Origin of the sequence: Achromobacter veterisilvae, from assembly GCF_037619525.1 — a bacterium.
Classification (GTDB): Bacteria; Pseudomonadota; Gammaproteobacteria; order Burkholderiales; family Burkholderiaceae_B; genus Achromobacter; species Achromobacter veterisilvae.
Genome location: NZ_CP148753.1, coordinates 5,846,739 through 5,860,216 on the forward strand (window position 1 = coordinate 5,846,739; position 13,478 = coordinate 5,860,216).

A 13,478-nucleotide genomic window follows, 5' to 3' on the forward strand; every position below is an offset into this window, starting at 1 on the left:
GTCTATCCTTGAGTCTGGGTGCGCAGCAGCCGGTACGGGTCCTGCAGCAGGTCGATGACGTAATTGAGGAATTTCAGGGCGCCAGCGCCGTCGTGCAGCCGGTGGTCCGCGGCCAGCACCAGGCCCATTTCGCGCTTGAGCGCCGGCGCGCCTTGCGCGTCGGGGCGGAAAACGTCCCGCACGCTGCCGACTCCAAGAATCGCCGACTGCGGCGGATTGATGATCGGCGTCATGTAGGTGACGTTGAACATGCCCGCGTTGGAGATGGAGATCGCGCCGCCGTTCATGTCCGCGTGCGTGGCGTTTCCGCTTCGAACGCGTTCGAGCAAGCCGTCGGACTGCCGGGCGATCCCGTCCAGCGTCGCCGCGGCCAGGCCATGCAGCACAGGCGCCATCAATCCACGCTCGGTGGACACCGCCACCCCGACATCGACCTCATCGAACTGGACGATCTGGCCGTCGCTCCAGATGCGGTTCTGCTGCGGCAGCGCCGCCAACGCGCGGGCCACGGCCGCGATGACGAAATGGTTCAGCGTCAGCCTGGGCGCGCCAGGCTGATCGTTCAGGCGGCGCCGCAAGTCAAGCAGCTCGCCGATCTCGGCCTCCGCCGCCAGGTAGAAATGCGGAACCTGCTTGGCCTGCGTCATCCGCCTGGCCATGGACTGCACCAGCCCGCTGGCGGCGACGCGCTGCCCGCGCTCCTGGAGCGGGGCTTCCGGCGCCGGCGCCTTCGCGTGGCGGACGTCCGCCGCCTTGATGCGCCCGCCCGGCCCCGTGCCGCCGACCCCGGCAAGGTCCAGGTCCATTTCGCGGGCCAGGCGCCGCGCCAGCGGCGTGGCCACGATCCTGCCGTCCGTAGCGGGCGCGGGCGGGATGGCCGGCACGCTCGCCGCGGGCGACTCGGCCGGGGCGGATCCGCCCGGTTCCTGCCCGGCCTGCTGGCCCGGCCCCGTCCAGTGGGCGACCACCGCGCCGACCGGCACCGTTTCCCCCGCGGGAACGAGAATCTCGCCGATCAGGCCGTCGGCTTCCGCGGCGATCTCGTTGGCCACCTTGTCCGTCTCCACCACGAACAGGGGATCGCCAGCCTTGACCTGATCGCCAGCCGCCACGCACCATTCGATCAGCATGCCCTCCGTCATGGTCAGGCCGAGCTTGGGCATCAGGAGGTCGTTCAACGGGCTCATGGGTTACTGCCCCGTAAAGCGCGCTTCGCGCTTTTCGAGAAACGCGCCGACGCCTTCGTGCGCATCGCGCGTATCCAGCACCAGCCCTATCATGGCCTGCTCGTGCGCCAGCGCGTTGGCCAGCGGCATGTCCGCGCCGTCGCGCAGCGTGCGCTTGAGCAACTTGAGCACCAGCGGCGATTTGCCGGCGATCTGGCCTGCCAGCGCGAGGGTTTCCTCCATGAGCTGGCTTTGCGGCACCACCCGGTTGGCCAGGCCGATGCTTACGGCCTCGGCGGCGCCGATGCGCCCGCCGGTGAACATCAACGCCTTGGCCACGCAGGGAGAAACCTGCCGGATGATGCGTTGCGTCCCGCCCGCCCCCGGGAACAGGCCCAGGTTGATCTCGGTGAGCGCGATCACGGCGCTGTCCGCCAGGATGCGCAGGTCCATTGCGAGCAACAGTTCGGTGCCGCCGCCGAGGGCCCATCCATTGACCGCCGCGATCGTGGGCTTGTCGCTGATTTCGATGCGCCGGAATACGCGGTGGATGTCTTCGGCGAATTCCTGGTAGTGGGCCAGCCCCTGGCGCGAATTCAGGTCCGCCAGGTCGCCGCCGGCCACGAAGGATTTGTCTCCCGCCCCGGTAATGACGATGACGCGGCATTCATCGTTGGCCTCCAGCGCGGCGAACGCCTGCTCAAGCTGAAGCAGCGTCGGCGTATCGAGCGCATTGTGCAGCTTCGGCCGGTTGATGGTGAGGATGCCGACGCGGTTGCGGATTTCGGCAAGGATGCTTGATTCGTTCATGCTGTCTCCTGGAGTCAGGCGCAGAGCTTGCGCGCGGCCGCGATGACGTCGGCCTCTTGGGGCTGATACTGTTCTTCGAGCGCTGGGGCGAACGGCACCGGAACGAAGGGCGCGGCGACGCGGACGATGGGCGCGTCCAGCTCGTCGAAGCCGATATCCGCCATGCGCGCGGCGATTTCGGCGCCCACGCCGAATGCCTCGACGGCTTCGTGCACGATGAGCAACCGGTGCGTGCGGCGCAGCGAGGCAAGCACCGCCTGCTCGTCCCAGGGCTGGATGCTGCGCAGGTCCAGGATCTCCGCTTCGATACCGTCGGCAGCCAGCGCTTCGGCGGCGCGCAACACCTTGTGCACCGTCGCGCCGTAGCTGACCACCGTCAGGTCGCGTCCCGCGCGCGCCAGGCGCGCCTGGCCCAGGGGAATCGGTCCCGCATCCTCCGCCACTTCGCCCTTCAGGGCGTACAGGGCCTTGTTCTCCACGAAGACCACCGGGTCCGGATCCCGGATCGCGGATTTCAGCAGGCCATAGGCATCGGCGGGATTGCTGGGGCACACCACCTTCAGGCCCGGGATATGCGCGAACCAGGCTTCCAGGCATTGGGAATGCTGCGGACCCGCGCTGATGCCGCCGCCGTGCGGCGTACGCACCACCATCGGCACGCTGGCCTGCCCGCCGAACATGAACCGCGCCTTGGCGGCCTGGTTGACCAGCGCGTCCATGGCCAGCGTCATGAAATCCATGAACATGATTTCGAGCACGGGCCGCAGGCCGGACAAGGCCGCGCCGACGGCGGCGTTGGCCATCGCCGCCTCGGAGATCGGGGTGTCCCGGATGCGGTCCGGACCGAAGCGGGCATGCAGGCCACGCGTCACGCCGAACGGCCCGCCCGCCTCCGCGATGTCTTCCCCGAACAGGAACACCGCGGGGTCTTCCTCCATGCACTCGGCCAACGCGCGGTTGATGGCATGGGCAAAACGAAGTTCGGCCATCTCAGTTCGCCTCTGTAGTGGTGTACACATCGTCGCGGGCGGCCTGCCAGACCGGCGACCGGCCCTGGCGCGCACGCTCGACGGCCCGTTCGACCTGCGCCTGGACCTCTTCGTACGCCTGCTGGCGCTGCGACTTGGCCACGCCCCGCTTATCGAGCACCGCCTCGAAACGCGCGACCGGATCGTGTTCGCCCAGGCCTTCGATTTCCTCGGAAGGACGGTATTTCTGGGGATCGCCTTCATAGTGGCCGCGCCACCGATGGGTTATGCATTCGAGCACCCGCGGACCGTTGCCCGCGCGGATGCTCTGCACGGCCGCGCGCGCGGCATCCGCCACCCGCAGCACGTCATTGCCGTCGATTTTTTCGTGGGGAATTGAAAAAGCGGCCGACAGTTTGTCCAGCGGCGCCACGAACTGCTTGTGGGTGGGAGAAAACTCCGCCCAACCGTTGTTCTCGCACAGGAACAGCAGCGGCAGGCGCCACAGCGAGGCCAGGTTCAGGCTTTCGTGCAGCACGCCTTCGGCCATGGCGCCGTCGCCGAAGAAGGCCACCGCGACGGCATCCTTTTTTCTGACCTGATGGGCCAACGCGCTGCCCAGGGCGATCGGGATGCTTGCGCCGACGATGGCGTTGGCGCCCAGCATGCCGATGGACATATTGGCCACGTGCATCGACCCGCCGCGTCCCTTGCAGATTCCTTCGTCGCGCGCCATCAACTCCAGGAAGAACTCCTCGATATCGATGCCCTTCGCCAGCGCATGGCCATGGCCCCGATGCGTGGACGCGACCGTATCGTCCGGCCGCAGCACCATTCCCATCGCGGCGGCGACGGCCTCCTGCCCAATGCTGAGATGGATGAACCCGGGCACCTCTCCATCGGCGAACAAGCGTCCCAGCCTGAGTTCCGCCAACCGGATGCGCAACATGCGCCGGTATGCGTCCAGCAATTGCTCTTTGTTGGCGCTAGCCACCATTGCCTCCTCGTAACCACCGCGATTTCTGAATCGAAGCGCCGGCTTGCGGCTGCTTCGTTACATATTAGTTATCGGTCAGTTAATTTACTAACCGGACGGTTAAATGAATGATAAGCACGGCCCCGGCGGACGTCAATCATGTTTTTTACGGAGTCGGGCCAGGCGGCGGACAGCCGCCTTCCGCGCCTGCGCGGGCGCAAGGGCGCAACGTCAAGCCAGGCGGAGGATCAGCCCCGGCCGCCCGAGAGCGCGCGCGTGATCAGCGCGGCGCGATCGCGCAGGTCTACTCCCAGGCGCTTGAGCGCGTCGCCGGAAAACTGCGCGCTGAAGCCGACCGCGCTGATGGCCATGGCCGGTTTGCCGAATTCGTCGAGCACGGCGGCCGAGACGGTGCTCACGCCCTTCACGTATTTGCCGGCGTCGATCGCATAGCCGTTTTCACCCGCCTCCCGCACGCCCGCCAGGTATTCCCGGAAGGGGGGCTTGTCGTCCCAGCGCAGGCTGTCGAAACGTCGGCGCAATTCGTCCTCGTCCAAGCCCGAATGCGCCGCCATGCACCGGCCCAGCGCCGCGATGTACATGGGCAGGCGCTGGCCGACGCTCATGTGGACCCGCACCGAACTGTCGGTGTCGGCCCGGTCCACCAGCACGACGCGCTCGTTGGAGGTGCGCTGCCAGAGCGTCGCCGTAACGCCATGCACGCGCGCGATATCGCGCAGGTGCGGATGGATCAGCCTCACATAGGAGCCCTGCTCCAGCACCCCTTTGGCAAGCTCCACCAGACCCAGCGCGATGGAGTAGGTCTTGGTGGCTTCGTCGAACGTCACCAGTCCCTCGTAGACCAGCGTCTTGAGGAAGTTGTAGCAAGTGCTGGAATTGAGCTGAAGATCCCGCGCCACGCGAGTGACGCCCACGCCCGAGGGCGCCGCGCTGAGGTAGCGGAGCACGCGCAACCCGCCCACAAGCGCGCCCACGAGTTTTTCTGGCTGTTCGGTCGTCATTCGGAAGACAGAGAATCTCTCTGGATAGAAAAGGTCAAAAATTGTGGCATAGAGCGCCACCCGGCACAAACCAGGCCTGCCCTCAATCGGCGCGCGCGCCGCGCAGCCCGGCCAGGTAGGCGCGTATCGCCTCCTGCACGCCGGGACGGCTGAAGTTCTCGTGCATCAGCGGCTCTAGCGCTTCGATCCGCTGGACCACCGCCTCGGGCGGCTCCATCCGCAGGCGCGCCCTGCGGGCGATCGCGAGCGCTTCGCCGCGCGCGCAATAAAAGGCCAGGCGCCGGGCCGCGAGCGCGTCGAACTCCCCCGCCGCCAGCACGTCGGTCACCAGGCCCAGCTCGCGGGCCGCGGCCGCCTCCAGCGGCTGGCCGCTCAGGCACAACTGCCTGGCCCGCGCCGCGCTGATCTTCGTCTCCAGCGCGACCTGGACCATGACGGGGTACATGTTGAAGGCGATCTCCGGGCACACGAGACTCAGGTCCGCCGCGGCGATGACGATATCGGTCATCGCCAGCAGCATGACGCCGGCCCCGGCGGCTTTGCCCCGGGCGACGGCCACGATGGGCGCCGGGCAACGCGCCATCGCGGCCATGAGTTCGCGCAGGCCCGCGCCCTGCGCGTCCAGTTGCGCCGCGCCGCTGGCGAATTCCTCGATATCGCCGCCGGCGCAGAACAGCGTGGGCGAAGCGCTGCTGAGCACGACCATGCCGATGCCGTCCTCCGCCACGCGGTCGATCGAACGCCGCAGTCCGGCAAGCATTGCCGCGCTGAGCGCATTTGCCTTGCCGGCGCGGTTCAGGACGAGGTTGCGGACGCCATCCGCGTCCCGGACCAGCACATGGGCCGACGCGCCGGTCATTCGGACCTGCCCACCACGGCATCGAGCACCCAGGCCTGCCCGCCGCCCACCGCCAATGGGTTGATCTCGATTTCAGCCAGGTCGGGCCGCGCGAGGAAAGCCTCGCACAGGCGGGCGACCTGCCTTGCCAGCGCGGGCACATCCACCGCCGCCCTTCCACGAAACCCCCGCAGCAGCCGGGCCGACCGCAAGCCCTCGATCATTTCCTGGATGCTCGCGGAGTCGAGCGGCAACAGGCGGCTGGCCACGTCCGGATCGAGTTCCACTTCGACCCCGCCGCGGCCCAGCGTGAGCGTGGGGCCGAACTTCGGATCGCGGCGCAAGCCCAGCAGCAGTTCGTGGTCGAACGGCTGCATGGCCTCGATCAGGATGCTCCAGTCCTCGATGCGCCTATCGCGCGCGATCTGCCCCAGGCGCCGCAGCGCGGCCCGCAGGCTGTCGTCGTCCGCTATCCCGAGCACCACGCCGCCTATGTCGCTCTTGTGGAGCACATCGCTGGCCTGCAGCTTGGCGACGACCGGATAGCGCAATGGCCGGGGCAGGCTGCCGGGCGGATCCTCCCCCACCAGCACGCTTGCGGGAATGCCCTCTATACCCATGTCGCGCAGCAGCGCCTTGCCGGCCCACTCCGCCATGAAGGCGGTCTTGCCGGCCGGCGCGGCCGGCGAGCGGCCCTCGGGCGGCGCCGGCATGGCCAACGCCGCCTCGCGCAATGCGTTGAGGCGCACCGCGGCGCCCAGGGCGGCCACGGCGGGAGGAATATCGCGGAACACCGGAATGCTGGCCTGTTCCAGGATGGCCGCCGACGTCTCCTTGACGCCGATCCAGATCACGATGATGGGACGGCGCGTGCGCTGGCGCGCATGCGCGATGGCGTCGGTGAAGGCCGTGGCGATGCTGTGCATCAGCCCGACGAACAGCACGATGGCATCGTTGCCCGGATCGCTGGCCACCGCCTCGAGCGCCCGCGAAATGCTGGGCGTGTCCTGTACGACGTTGCCCGTGAGATCCAGCGGATTGGCCGCCTTGACGAACGAAGGCAGCACCGGCGCCAGCGCATCGGCCGTTTGCGGGGCGAGCGCGGGCAGTTCCAACCCCCAGCGTTCGGCCTCGTCGGCGATCAGCACCCCCGCGCCGCCGGATACCGACATGACCGCCAGCCGCTTGCCCCGCGGCACGCTGTCGAACAGGAACAGCCGGGCCACGTCCATCATCTGGCCCAGCGAATCCACGCGCAGCGCGCCGTGCTGGCGCAGGCAGGCGTCGTACAGCACGTCGTCGCCGGCCAGCGCGCCGGTATGCGAGGCGGCCGCCGCCGCGCCCGCCCGCGAGCGGCCGGCCTTGATGGCGATGACCGGCTTGCCGGCCGCCGCCGCGCGCAGCAGCGCCCGGCGGAATGCCGTCGAATCCCGGATGTCCTCGACGTACAGGCCGATGACGCGCGTGTCCGCGTCGTCGGCCAGGTAGGCGATGGCAGCGGCGGCATCCATGTCGCATTCGTTGCCGGTCGTGATCCATTTGCTGAACCCGAGCCCCGAGCGCAGGCAAATGTCCATCCAGTACGCCCCCAGGGCGCCGCTCTGGCTGACAAAGGCGAAGCCTCCCCGCTCGATCGGCGTTTCCTCCAGGGCGGTCGTAAAGGAAGCGATCAGGCCGGTGGCGCTATTCGCCACGCCCAGGCAATTGGGGCCGAGGATGGTGACGCCCTGGCTGCGGGCCAATTCGCCCAGCCTGCGCTGAAGCGCGGCGCCCTCCTCTCCCGATTCGGAAAAGCCCGAGGAAAACACGACGAACGCCTTGACGCCGGCCGCCGCGCCTTCGCGGACCACCTCCTCGACCATCGCCGCCGGCGTGCCGACGATGGCCAGGTCGACGGGCTCGCCGATCGCGGACAGCGAGGGATAGCTCTTGAGCCCCTGCACCTGGTCGCGCGTCGGATTGACGGGGAACAGTTTGCCCGCGAACCCGCGGGACAGCATGTAGGCCAAGGGACGGCCGGCGATCTTGCCGGGGTCGGCCGACGCGCCGACGATGGCGACGCTGCGCGCTTCCAGCACCGCCGCCGCGCGCGCGGCCCCATCCCGTTGCGCCGATGCTCCGCGCTCGGCGGGCTCCGAGGTCATCGCTTCTTCCCTCATTTCAATTCGCCTGGATGCCCGCGGTTTTGATGACCTGGGCCCAGCGTTGGATTTCGCCGTCCAGGAATGCACTGAACTCCTGCGGGGCCGAGGCCACCGGGATGACGCCCTGGCCCAGCAGCCGCTTGCGCACCGCGGGGTCCTCGAACTCCGCGCGCACCGCGGCCTGCAATTTATCCACGATGCCCTTGGACACGCCGGCCGGCGCCACCAGCCCCAGCCACGTGTTGCCATTGAAGCCCGGCAGGCCCGATTCGTTCAACGTGGGATAGTCCGGGTAGGCCGGCGAACGCGTCAGGCCGGTGACCGCGATCAGCTTCAGCTTTCCCGCCTTGACGTAGGGCTCCGCCGAAAGCGCGTCGATGAACATCACGGACAGCGAACCGCCCAGCAAATCGGTCAACGCCTGGGCGCTGCCCCGGTAGGGCACGTGCACGAGCTTGATGCCGGCGTCCTGCTGCAGCAATTCCCCGGACAAATGGTTGGACTGCCCGACTCCCGCCGACCCGTAGGTCAGGGTCCCCGGCTTGGCCTTTGCCAGCGCGATGAGCTCCTTGAGATTGGATGCCGGCACCGATGGATTGGCGACCAGGAAATTGGTCAGTTCCACCATCTGCGTCACATTGGAGAAACCGTGCGCGGTGTCATAGAGCAGCTTGGCGTACATACTGGGATTGATCGCATGGCTGGTGGCGACCGCCCCCAGCGTATAGCCGTCGCCCGGCGCGCGCGCCACGGCCTGGGTGCCTATGGTGCCGCCGCCGCCCGGCAGATTCTTGACCACGGCGGGCTGGCCCAGGCGTTCGATTCCATGCGCCGCGGTACGCGCGATGGTGTCCAGGATCCCGCCGGCCGAAGAGGCCACGATGATCTCTATCGGCTTGGAGGGATAAACGGTGTCGGCCAACGCCGGAGCCGGCGCGGCAAGAACGACGGCAGCCGCGCAGGCCGCCCGCAATGATGGATGAAGCCGGCGGATTACGATTTTCATGTTGTCTCCGATATTCTCTATGGCGAATAATTATCTTTATAGAGAATAAAGTCTAGAATTGGCCATTGGGCTTGTCAAGGAAAAAAGGACGAGTCCTGCAATTGACGCTGTGTAAAAGCATGGCTATGATATTTTTTAACGAGAATTTAATTCTCTATATAGAATATTCAAAAACATAGCCGCCTTCCGTCCATCCCAGGCCGGGCGCCACCGACGGCGGAGACAAAAGGAGCATATCCGTGAGCTTGAGCTTTGCCTTTTCCAATGAGCATGAAGCGGTGCGGGACACCGTGCGGCGGCTCTGCCAGGAAGAACTCGCCCCGCTGGTTTTCGATGCGGAAGAGCAGGAAACCTTCCCCAGGCACGTTTTCGAACGCTGGGGGGATTTGGGGCTGCTGGGGGTGCGCTATCCCGAAGCCGACGGCGGCAGCGGGCTCGACAAGATCAGCGATTGCATCGTGCGGGAAGAACTGAGCTACCTGTCCCAGGCCTTCGCCTCGACCTGGTCGGCCCACACCCATCTGGGCATCTGGCCGATCTGGAAGGCCGGCACCGCAACGCAGAAGGAGCGCTTCCTCGCGCCCGCGCTGGCCGGCCGGAAAGTGGCCGGTTTCGGCCTGAGCGAGCCCGACGGCGGTTCGAACGTGCGCGCCATGAAAACCCGCGCCGAACGCGTCGACGGCGGCTGGCGCCTGCATGGCAGCAAGCTGTACATCACCAATGCGCCGTTCGCCGATTTCCTGCTGGTGGCGGCGCGCACCCGGCCCGAACTGAGCCCGGGATCGATCAGCCTGTTCATCGTCGAACTCCCCAATCCGGGCTTCGACATTTCCAAACTCAAAAAGGAAGGGATACGCGCCTCGGAAACCGCGCTGATCCATATCGACAACGCTTTCGTGCCCGACGATTGCCTGCTGGGCGAAATGGAAGGCACCTATCCCCTGATCCTGGAATCGCTCAGCGAAAACCGCGTGGGCGTGGCGGCCAACGCCCTGGGCATGGCGCGCGCCGCCTTCGATGCCGCCACCGCCTTCGCCAACGACCGGCTGGTCGCCGGCAAACGCATCGGCCAATACCAGGCGATCGGCCACAAGCTGGCCGAGATGTCGGCACAGATCGAGGCGGCTCGCTGGCTGGTCTATTACGGCGCGTGGCGGGTGGACCAGGGAACCCTGGACGCCGCCACCGCCGCGCGCGTGAAGCTGATCGCCAGCGAGACCGCCGTATCGGTCAGCGAGCAGGCCATCCGCATCTTCGGCGGCGCCGGCATCATGCGCGAGTACCCAGTGGGGCGGATCCACCGCGATGCCCTGGTCTACGTCATCGGCGAAGGCACCAGCGAGATCCAGAAGAACATCATCGCCAACAGCCTGGGATTCAAGCCATGACCGATTTCGTATTGCGCGAGCGCCGCGGCGCGACGCTCATCATCACCCTCAACCGCCCCGAGCGGCGCAATGCATTCGACCTCGAGGTACGCCAGAGCCTGGCCGAAGCCGTGTTCGAGGCGCGCGACGACGACGCCGTGAAGGCGGTGGTCGTCACCGGCGCGCAGGGGGTGTTCTGCGCCGGCGGCGACCTGAAATCGCTGTCCGAGGCCAAGCGGCCTATCTACAAGGACCGCGACCGCATACGCCGGCTGCACACCTGGTTTCACGAACTGGTCAACCTGGAAAAGCCCGTGATCGCCGCCGTCGACGGTCCCGCCTTCGGCGCCGGCTTCAATCTCGCGCTGGCCTGCGATTTCATTCTCGGCACGCCGGCCGCGCGCTTTTGCGCCGTATTCGGACGCATCGGCCTGGTGCCCGACCTGGGCGGCTTCTTCCTGTTGCCGCGCATCGTCGGCCTGCAACGCGCCAAGGAACTGGTGTTTTCCGCGCGCGAGGTCGATGCCGACGAGGCACTGTCGCTGGGCATCCTGTACCGGATCGTGCCGAGGCAAACCCTGCTGGACCAGGCGCTGGAACTGGCGGCCCGTTTCCATTCCGCCTCGACCGAAGCGCTGGGCATGTCCAAGAACATTCTCAACCGCTCCTTCAACCTCGACCAGAACACGCTGGCCGAACTCGAATCCCACGCGCAGGCGCTGGCCCTGCACACCGCCTACCACGACGACGCCGTGGCGCGCTTCCTCGACAAACAGCCGCTTGCATTCGCCTGGCCCGCCAAGTCCGGAAAGGACGGCGCGGCATGAGCATGAACGCGTATATCACCGGCGCCTGCGACACGCGCGTCGGCGAACTGCCCGGCTCCAGTTGCATGGGCCTGCACGCCGAAGCGGCGTTCGGCGCCATCCGCGACGCGGGGTTGGAGCCCGGCCATATCGACGGCGTGCTGTGCGCCTATTCCTTTACGGAACCCCACCTGATGCTGGGTTCCGTCTTCTGCGAGTACACCGGCCTGAGCCCGAATTTCTGCGCCGCCATCCAGGCCGGCGGCGCCAGCGCCTGCATCATGATCATGCAGGCGGCCGCGCTCGTGGCCAGCGGCCAATGCAACCACGTGCTGGTCGTGGCGGGCGACAACCGCCTGACCGGACTGTCCAGGGACGGCGCGGTGGCGGCCCTGGCCGAGGTCGGCCATCCGCAATTCGAGCGCCCCTTCGGCATCAGCGTGCCGGCATCCTACGCGCTCGTCGCCCAGCGCTACATGCACGAGTTCGGCGTCAGCCCGGAACACCTGGCCGCCATCGCGGTGGAACACCGCCGCCACGCCGGCCGCCATCCCAAGGCGCACAAGCGCGAACCGATCTCCATCGACGACGTGCTGAACTCCCGTGAAATCAGTTCGCCGCTGCGCCTGCTGGATTGCTGCCTGGTCTCCGATGGCGGCGCCGCGCTGGTGGTCAGCCGCCGGCCGGCCGGCCACGATGGCCGGAGACGCGCCGTCGAGATCCTGGGCGCGGGCCAGGGCCATACGCACGAACACATCGTCGCCGCGCCCAGCCTCGTCGATTTCGGCTGCAAGGCATCGTCGCAGCGGGCGTTCTCGGCCGCCGGCTTGAGGCCGGCCGATATCGATGTCGCGCTCATCTACGACTCGTTCACCATCACGCTGCTGGCCGAACTCGAATCCATCGGCTTCTTCGCGCGCGGCGAAGCCGGGCCCGCGGCCCTGGAGGGCCAGCTCGGCCTGGACGGCGCGCTGCCGTGCAACACCCACGGCGGCCTGCTGTCGTACGGCCACTCGGGCGCGGCAGGCGGCATGTTCCATGCGGTCGAAGCCGTGCACCAGCTTCGCGGCCAGGCCGACCTGCGGCAGGTCGACGGCGCGAAGCTGGCCTTCGTGCACGGCGACGGCGGCATTCTCTCCGCCCATTGCTCACTCGTCCTGGGAGCCGCCTGACATGGAAAAGCCTCCTATTCGCCCCACTGCCGACACCCGCCCTTTCTGGGACGGCTGCCGGAACCGCATCCTGCGCTATCAGGCCTGCGAGGACTGCGGCGCGGTCCAACGCATTCCCCGCGGCGTCTGCGCGAATTGCCATGGCCTGCGGCTGTCCTGGCGCGACTCCGCCGGCCAGGGCACCGTGCTCAGCCACACCACCGTGCATCGCGCCCCCACCGCCGCCTTCAAAGCCGACACCCCCTATGTCATCGCCCTGGTCGACCTGGACGAAGGCTTCCGGTTGATGATCAATGCGCGCGGCGCGCCGCTGGCCATCGGCCAGCGGGTGCGGATCGGGTTCGAGCCGCGCGGCGACCAAGCGGTCCCCATCGCAGAACCGGAGACGCCATGAGCGATCTGTACACCTATGAACGCTTTACGCCCGGCGCCGTCCTCGGCGATTGGGAAGAACCGCTGGACGCGAACCTGCTTGCCGTCTGGGATCGCCTGTTCGGCGCACAGGCGCAAGACGCGCCGGCCCGCCAGGCCGGCCTCGCCGTCGCCTTGATGATGCGGGCCTACCTGAACATCGTGGCGCCTCGGCCGCCCGGCAACATCCATGCGCGCCAGGAGCTCGCCGTCCGGAACCTGCCGCTGGCCGGCGAGGTGGTCCGGTCCCGCGTGCGCTGCCTGGACAAGGAAATGCGGCGCGACCGCCGTTATCTTCAATTGGAGGTCAGCGGCAAGGGCGCGGGCGGCCGGGCGCTCTATACCGGAAAGATGAATCTGATATGGGCCGCCTGATGACCGCCATGCCACGAACCCTGGAAACCGTCTCCATGACAGTCAGCCAGGCGGACATCGACCTCTACGCCGAACTGACCGACGATTTCAATCCCCTGCACGTCGATCCGACATTCGCCGCCGCGACGCCGATGGGCGGCACGATTGCCCACGGCACCCTGTCGGTCAACCTTATCTGGCAATCGCTGGCGCGCACGTTCGGCCCCGCGGCCCTCGATCGGTTCGATCTGGACATCCGGTTCCTGAAGCCGCTGCATGCCGGCGGCGCCATCGTCGCCGGCGGCGAAAGCCTCGCCGGCTCCCCCGGACGATTCGGCGTCTGGGTCAAGGACGCCGCCGGCGCCACGCTGATCGCCGGCCAGGTCGCGCTGGCCGGCGCCCGCCCGGCCCCGGCGGCCAATTAATCCACGGAGGAAA

Annotated in this window: 14 protein-coding genes; 6 read left to right on the forward strand and 8 right to left on the reverse strand. The window is 67.6% G+C overall.

Annotation, left to right across the window (positions count from 1 at the left end):
- Positions 1 to 2: 2 nt before the first annotated feature.
- The 8 genes from WHX56_RS27195 to WHX56_RS27230 form a co-directional block, all read right to left on the reverse strand.
- Positions 3 to 1,187 carry a dihydrolipoamide acetyltransferase family protein gene (locus WHX56_RS27195; protein WP_338879495.1) on the reverse strand — a complete coding sequence of 395 codons (1,185 nt, stop codon included), beginning with the start codon at positions 1,185 to 1,187 and terminating at the stop codon, positions 3 to 5.
- Positions 1,188 to 1,190: 3 nt separating this feature from the next.
- Complete coding sequence (locus WHX56_RS27200; protein WP_338879496.1) at positions 1,191 to 1,976, reverse strand: enoyl-CoA hydratase/isomerase family protein; 786 nt, start codon at positions 1,974 to 1,976, stop codon at positions 1,191 to 1,193.
- A 14-nt stretch (positions 1,977 to 1,990) separates the two neighbouring features.
- Positions 1,991 to 2,965, reverse strand: a complete 975-nt coding sequence (locus tag WHX56_RS27205) for an alpha-ketoacid dehydrogenase subunit beta (protein ID WP_338879497.1) — start codon at positions 2,963 to 2,965, stop codon at positions 1,991 to 1,993.
- Position 2,966: 1 nt separating this feature from the next.
- Positions 2,967 to 3,938 carry a thiamine pyrophosphate-dependent dehydrogenase E1 component subunit alpha gene (locus tag WHX56_RS27210; RefSeq protein WP_338881844.1) on the reverse strand — a complete coding sequence of 324 codons (972 nt, stop codon included), beginning with the start codon at positions 3,936 to 3,938 and terminating at the stop codon, positions 2,967 to 2,969.
- Between the two features lie 230 nt (positions 3,939 to 4,168).
- The gene (locus WHX56_RS27215; protein ID WP_338879498.1) at positions 4,169 to 4,942 is read right to left on the reverse strand and encodes an IclR family transcriptional regulator; all 774 of its coding nucleotides are present in this window, start codon (positions 4,940 to 4,942) and stop codon (positions 4,169 to 4,171) included.
- An 82-nt stretch (positions 4,943 to 5,024) separates the two neighbouring features.
- Positions 5,025 to 5,801, reverse strand: coding sequence for an enoyl-CoA hydratase/isomerase family protein (locus WHX56_RS27220; protein ID WP_287754236.1), 777 nt, complete (start codon positions 5,799 to 5,801; stop codon positions 5,025 to 5,027).
- Positions 5,798 to 7,939, reverse strand: coding sequence for an acetate--CoA ligase family protein (locus WHX56_RS27225; RefSeq protein WP_338879499.1), 2,142 nt, complete (start codon positions 7,937 to 7,939; stop codon positions 5,798 to 5,800). The genes WHX56_RS27220 and WHX56_RS27225 overlap by 4 nt, the downstream gene beginning before the upstream one ends.
- Position 7,940: 1 nt before the next feature.
- Positions 7,941 to 8,930, reverse strand: a complete 990-nt coding sequence (locus WHX56_RS27230; RefSeq protein ID WP_244235054.1) for a tripartite tricarboxylate transporter substrate binding protein — start codon at positions 8,928 to 8,930, stop codon at positions 7,941 to 7,943.
- Positions 8,931 to 9,169: 239 nt separating this feature from the next.
- Here WHX56_RS27230 and WHX56_RS27235 point away from each other — a divergent pair, with 239 nt between their 5' ends.
- The 6 genes from WHX56_RS27235 to WHX56_RS27260 are packed head-to-tail and all read left to right on the forward strand — an operon-like array spanning position 9,170 to position 13,465.
- Positions 9,170 to 10,318, forward strand: coding sequence for an acyl-CoA dehydrogenase family protein (locus WHX56_RS27235; RefSeq protein WP_129241659.1), 1,149 nt, complete (start codon positions 9,170 to 9,172; stop codon positions 10,316 to 10,318).
- Positions 10,315 to 11,124, forward strand: a complete 810-nt coding sequence (locus WHX56_RS27240; protein ID WP_129241660.1) for an enoyl-CoA hydratase/isomerase family protein — start codon at positions 10,315 to 10,317, stop codon at positions 11,122 to 11,124. The genes WHX56_RS27235 and WHX56_RS27240 overlap by 4 nt, the downstream gene beginning before the upstream one ends.
- Positions 11,121 to 12,275, forward strand: coding sequence for a thiolase family protein (locus WHX56_RS27245; RefSeq protein ID WP_338879500.1), 1,155 nt, complete (start codon positions 11,121 to 11,123; stop codon positions 12,273 to 12,275). The genes WHX56_RS27240 and WHX56_RS27245 overlap by 4 nt, the downstream gene beginning before the upstream one ends.
- Before the next feature lies 1 nt (position 12,276).
- Positions 12,277 to 12,669 (forward strand): Zn-ribbon domain-containing OB-fold protein, encoded by a 393-nt coding sequence (locus WHX56_RS27250; RefSeq protein WP_338879501.1) that lies wholly within the window; start codon positions 12,277 to 12,279, stop codon positions 12,667 to 12,669.
- Positions 12,666 to 13,061: a hypothetical protein gene (locus WHX56_RS27255; protein WP_338879502.1), complete on the forward strand. Its 396-nt coding sequence runs from the start codon at positions 12,666 to 12,668 to the stop codon at positions 13,059 to 13,061. The genes WHX56_RS27250 and WHX56_RS27255 overlap by 4 nt, the downstream gene beginning before the upstream one ends.
- A gap of 8 nt (positions 13,062 to 13,069) precedes the next feature.
- Complete coding sequence (locus WHX56_RS27260) at positions 13,070 to 13,465, forward strand: MaoC family dehydratase (protein WP_338879503.1); 396 nt, start codon at positions 13,070 to 13,072, stop codon at positions 13,463 to 13,465.
- The last annotated feature ends 13 nt before the right edge of the window (positions 13,466 to 13,478 follow it).

What these genes read in the sequence shown, in the direction of transcription:
- WHX56_RS27195 (WP_338879495.1), bottom strand. Translation starts at nt 1,187, where the DNA reads ATGAGCCCGTTGAACGACCTCCTGATGCCCAAGCTCGGCCTGACCATG.
- WHX56_RS27200 (WP_338879496.1), bottom strand. Translation starts at nt 1,976, where the DNA reads ATGAACGAATCAAGCATCCTTGCCGAAATCCGCAACCGCGTCGGCATC.
- WHX56_RS27205 (WP_338879497.1), bottom strand. Translation starts at nt 2,965, where the DNA reads ATGGCCGAACTTCGTTTTGCCCATGCCATCAACCGCGCGTTGGCCGAG.
- WHX56_RS27215 (WP_338879498.1), bottom strand. Translation starts at nt 4,942, where the DNA reads ATGACGACCGAACAGCCAGAAAAACTCGTGGGCGCGCTTGTGGGCGGG.
- WHX56_RS27220 (WP_287754236.1), bottom strand. Translation starts at nt 5,801, where the DNA reads ATGACCGGCGCGTCGGCCCATGTGCTGGTCCGGGACGCGGATGGCGTC.
- WHX56_RS27225 (WP_338879499.1), bottom strand. Translation starts at nt 7,939, where the DNA reads ATGAGGGAAGAAGCGATGACCTCGGAGCCCGCCGAGCGCGGAGCATCG.
- WHX56_RS27230 (WP_244235054.1), bottom strand. Translation starts at nt 8,930, where the DNA reads ATGAAAATCGTAATCCGCCGGCTTCATCCATCATTGCGGGCGGCCTGC.
- WHX56_RS27240 (WP_129241660.1), top strand. Translation starts at nt 10,315, where the DNA reads ATGACCGATTTCGTATTGCGCGAGCGCCGCGGCGCGACGCTCATCATC.
- WHX56_RS27245 (WP_338879500.1), top strand. Translation starts at nt 11,121, where the DNA reads ATGAGCATGAACGCGTATATCACCGGCGCCTGCGACACGCGCGTCGGC.
- WHX56_RS27250 (WP_338879501.1), top strand. Translation starts at nt 12,277, where the DNA reads ATGGAAAAGCCTCCTATTCGCCCCACTGCCGACACCCGCCCTTTCTGG.
- WHX56_RS27255 (WP_338879502.1), top strand. Translation starts at nt 12,666, where the DNA reads ATGAGCGATCTGTACACCTATGAACGCTTTACGCCCGGCGCCGTCCTC.
- WHX56_RS27260 (WP_338879503.1), top strand. Translation starts at nt 13,070, where the DNA reads ATGCCACGAACCCTGGAAACCGTCTCCATGACAGTCAGCCAGGCGGAC.